At 69.7% G+C, this 3,550-nt stretch carries 4 protein-coding genes; 2 read left to right on the top strand and 2 right to left on the bottom strand.

Annotation, left to right across the window (positions count from 1 at the left end):
* Positions 1–36: 36 nt before the first annotated feature.
* The gene (locus ACRDSQ_RS27345; RefSeq protein WP_431424943.1) at positions 37–1,383 is read right to left on the bottom strand and encodes a hypothetical protein; all 1,347 of its coding nucleotides are present in this window, start codon (positions 1,381–1,383) and stop codon (positions 37–39) included.
* Between the two features lie 95 nt (positions 1,384–1,478).
* Positions 1,479–2,858: a cystathionine beta-synthase gene (locus ACRDSQ_RS27340; protein WP_431424941.1), complete on the bottom strand. Its 1,380-nt coding sequence runs from the start codon at positions 2,856–2,858 to the stop codon at positions 1,479–1,481.
* A 137-nt stretch (positions 2,859–2,995) separates the two neighbouring features.
* On the opposite strand from ACRDSQ_RS27340, the gene ACRDSQ_RS27335 reads away from it, so the two are divergent.
* Complete coding sequence (locus ACRDSQ_RS27335) at positions 2,996–3,460, top strand: helix-turn-helix domain-containing protein (protein ID WP_431424939.1); 465 nt, start codon at positions 2,996–2,998, stop codon at positions 3,458–3,460.
* A partial coding sequence (locus ACRDSQ_RS27330) for a transposase (RefSeq protein WP_431424945.1) occupies positions 3,408–3,550 on the top strand: 143 nt, incomplete at its 3' end. The genes ACRDSQ_RS27335 and ACRDSQ_RS27330, both read left to right, overlap by 53 nt.

Raw genomic sequence — 3,550 nt, 5'->3', positions numbered from 1 at the left:
GGTTTCGAGAGTCTCGAAACCACCGCCGTCGCTAGTTCACCACTGCTGTGGCTGCTGCTGTCCACCGGGAGGCGGCGGCTGGCCGTATCCCTGCTGCGGCGGCGGACCGCCGAAGCCACCGGGCGGCTGCTGGTGCGGCGGCGGGAATCCGGGCGGCGGAGTCTGCGGCGGCTGGCCGTAGCCACCCGGCTGCTGCTGGCCGAAACCCTGCTGCGGCTGCTGGCCAAAGCCCTGCTGGGGCTGGCCGAAGCCTTGCGGCTGACCGTATCCCGGCTGCGGCTGGCCGAACCCGCCCTGCGGCGGACCGCCGAACCCGCCGCCCTGGCCACCCAGCGGCGCGCTGCCGTAGAGGTAGCCCTTGGTCTGCGGGAAGAACGCCAGCGCGCCGGCGCCGGCGATCGCCAGACCGAAGATCAGGAGCGTGACGACCCGACCCGGCATGCCGCCCTCGATCGCGATGATGATCGAGGTGAGGACCAGCAGGGCGCCACCGCCGAGCACCACGAAGTGCGCGATGTTGAGGTTCTTCTTGAGGAAGAGCAGCGCCGCGCCGCCGATGGCCGCGAGCGAGCCCAGCAAGAACATGATCATGTACAGGTGGAAGCGGAACGGGATCTTCACCTCTTCGGCGAACCTCTCCGCTGACCGCTCACAGTCGGCCTGAAGGTCTGCGGGCAGGCTCGAACAGGCGCTGCTCACCTCCGACGACGACGCGCTGCCGCCAATGTCGGACCACAGCGTGATCGTGATGATCGCGCTGATCAGGCCGAGGAGCGCCACGACGCCGAGCACGACCATCGAGATCATGGCCGTGTCGATGCCCGGGCCGCCGAAGTTCGGCCTGCCGCCGAGGCCGCCCTGTTGGGCGAACCCGGGCGGTGGGTATCCGCCGGGCTGCTGGCCGAAGCCCTGCTGCTGCCCCGGGAACCCGCCATGCTGCTGCGGCGGCGGGAAGCCCTGCTGCTGACCGAACTGACCCGGCTGGCCGGGCTGCCCGAAGCCGCCGGGAGGCGACTGCATGGCGCCGGGCTGGGCGTAGGGCGGGGACTGCGGGACGGAGCCGGGCGGCACCATCTGGGTCGCCTCGGCCTGGTTGGGGTTGCCCGACGGGCCGCCCTGTCCGGGCCGCACGACCTGGGTGCGATCGCTGCTGTCGTCGTCGCCACCCGCGCTCGGCAGGGGCTGCCCGGGACGGATGGCCTGGGTCCGCTCGACGCCGTCGGCACCGGTGTTGTCACCGGGTGGCGCCGAGTACTGCTCGGCGGGCTCCGGCGGGGGCGGAAAGCCCTGCCCGGGCTGCTGGGCCTGGCCTTGATCCGGGCCGGGCTGCCCAGGCCACTGCTGGCCCTGCCAAGGCTCGTTCGGCGGCTGGGGAGCACTCATCGGGTTTCCCACCCCTTTTGACCTGGAATGTCAGATTGCATCGCCGCTAACGCTATCGGATACGCCGCAAGTGCGTCGGTTACGTCCACAATCGGCTAGCGGCCCGCCAGGAAACCCAGGAGGTCCTGCCTGGTCACGACGCCCGCGGGCTTGCCGTCGACGAGCACCAGCGCGCCGTCGGCCGAGGACAGGGCGCCCATCGCGGCGCTGACCTGCTCGCCCGCGCCGATGGTCGGCAGCGGCGGGGACATGTGCTGCTCGACCCGGTCGGCCAGCGCGGCCTTGCCGGTGAACAGGGCGTCGAGCAGGTCGCGCTCGTTGACCGCGCCCACGACCTCGGCGGCCATGACCGGCGGCTCGGCGTTGACGACCGGCATCTGGCTGACGCCGAACTCACGCAGCACGGCCACCGCGTCGGCGACGGTCTCGGACGGGTGGGCGTGGATGAAGTCCGGCACGCCAGTGCCCGAAGCGCTCTTGCGGCGCAGCACGTCGCCGACGGTGGCGCCGGAGTGCTCGGGCGGCAGGAAGCCGTACTGGGCCATCCACGAGTCGTTGAACACCTTGGACAGGTAGCCGCGGCCGCCGTCTGGCAGCAGCACGACCACGACGTCGTCCGGGCCGAGGCGGCCCGCCAGGCGCAGCGCGGCCGCGGCGGCCATGCCGCACGAGCCGCCGACCAGCAGGCCTTCCTCGCGGGCGAGCCTGCGGGTGATGTTGAAGGACTCCGCGTCGGACACGGCGATGATCTCGTCGGCCACGTCGCGGTCGTACGCGGTCGGCCAGAAGTCCTCGCCGACGCCCTCGACGAGGTACGGCCTGCCGGTGCCGCCGGAGTACACCGAGCCCTCAGGGTCGGCGCCGATGACCTTGACCCGGCCGTCGCTGACCTCCTTGAGGTAGCGGCCGGTGCCGGAGATGGTGCCGCCGGTGCCGACGCCCGCGACGAAGTGGGTGATCTTGCCCTCGGTCTGCGTCCACAGTTCGGGGCCGGTCGAGTAATAGTGGCTGAGCGGGTTCTCCGGGTTGGAGTACTGGTCGGGCTTCCACGCGCCGTCGATCTCGCGGACCAGCCGGTCGGAGACGTTGTAGTAGGAGTCCGGGTGCTCGGGGGCCACCGCCGTCGGGCAGACCACGACCTCGGCGCCATAGGCCTTGAGGACGTTGCGCTTGTCCTCGCTGACCTTGTCCGGGCAGACGAACACGCACTTGTAGCCGCGGCGCTGGGCGACCAGGGCCAGGCCGATGCCGGTGTTACCGGAGGTCGGTTCGACGATGGTGCCGCCGGGCTTCAGCGCCCCGGACTTCTCTGCCGCGTCGATCATCCGCACGGCGATGCGGTCCTTCACGCTGCCGCCCGGGTTGAAGTACTCGACCTTGGCCAGCACCGTGGGAGCCAGGCCCTCGGCCAGCGAGTTCAGCTTGACCAGCGGCGTGTCGCCGACGAGGTCGATGATGTGGTCGACGTACTGCACCGGAGCTCCTTTGTGGGGTTGCGAACCGTTCGAGGTTCTGGGTCAAACGTATCTGAATGTGCTTTGTAAGACCTTCGACGCCGGACCCGGTGTGGACGTTGACTGGCCTTGTCGGTGGTGGTCGGTTCGGTCCAGTGATGATCGTGTTGCAGGCGTATCGATTCGCGTTGGACCCGACACTGGCCCAAGTGGCTGGGTTGCGGTCGCATTGCGGTGCGCAGCGCTACGCCTACAACTGGGGTCTTGCCCTGATCAAGGCAAACCTGGGGCAGCGCGGGGCCGAGAAGTCCTACGGCATCGCGGACACCAAGCTGACGCCGTCGGTGTCGTGGTCGGCCTACAGCCTCCGGAAACAATGGAATCAGACCAAGGATGCGGTCGCGCCGTGGTGGGGTGAGAACTCGAAAGAAGCGTACTCCTCCGGTTTGGCCAATCTCGCGACAGCGTTGGGCAACTGGAACACCTCGAATAAGGACAAGCGCATGGCAGCGAAGGTCCGGTTCCCGACGTTCAAGGGCAAACACGCCGGATTGTCCTCGACCGCAGTCGGTGGTGGGTGTGGATCTGGGTGTGACGTCCCTGGCGGTGCTCTCGACCGGTGAGGTGATCCACAACCCGAGGCACCTCGACGTTGCGTTGCGCGGGCTGCGCCGGTTGCAGCGGCAGGCGGCCCGCCGCACCGGCCCGGACCG

This window comes from Actinokineospora sp. (genome assembly GCF_050699995.1).
Classification (GTDB): Bacteria; Actinomycetota; Actinomycetes; order Mycobacteriales; family Pseudonocardiaceae; genus Actinokineospora.
The sequence above is the reverse complement of the archived record's forward strand: the minus strand, read 5'-3'. Positions and strand labels throughout refer to the sequence as shown.

Coding starts and splice junctions, on each gene's coding strand:
- ACRDSQ_RS27345 (WP_431424943.1), bottom strand. CDS start 1,383: ATGAGTGCTCCCCAGCCGCCGAACGAGCCTTGGCAGGGCCAGCAGTGG.
- ACRDSQ_RS27335 (WP_431424939.1), top strand. CDS start 2,996: ATGATCGTGTTGCAGGCGTATCGATTCGCGTTGGACCCGACACTGGCC.